Source organism: Clostridioides sp. ZZV14-6009 (assembly GCF_020658095.1).
Lineage (GTDB): Bacteria > Bacillota > Clostridia > Peptostreptococcales > Peptostreptococcaceae > Clostridioides.
The window spans coordinates 1-257 of record NZ_JAGWDG010000089.1 but is presented as its reverse complement, the minus strand read 5'-3'; the positions used below and the strand labels follow the sequence as shown (position 1 = coordinate 257).

General features: G+C 34.6%; 1 protein-coding gene. It reads left to right on the top strand.

Annotated elements, in window-relative coordinates; translation table 11 throughout:
* Window positions 1–257, top strand: a 257-nt coding sequence (locus KGF36_RS20005) for a hypothetical protein (RefSeq protein WP_227850948.1), incomplete at both ends; no start/stop codon positions are given.

Here is a 257-nt window from a genome sequence, read left to right as displayed (position 1 = left end):
TCTAAATTAGCTAAAGTTGAAGTAAGTCTTGGACCTGAAATGAAATCTACAGGAGAAGTTTTAGGTGTAGGAGAAAACCTAGAAGAAGCTTTATATAAAGGATTCTTAGCAGCAGGTAGACATATGTCTGATGAAAGAGGAGTAGTGCTTGCTACTGTCAATAATAACGATAAAGATGAGTTTATAGCAATAGCAAAAGATATGAAAGAGTTAGGATATACTTTTGTTGCAACAGAAGGTACAGCTAAGAGTCTAAG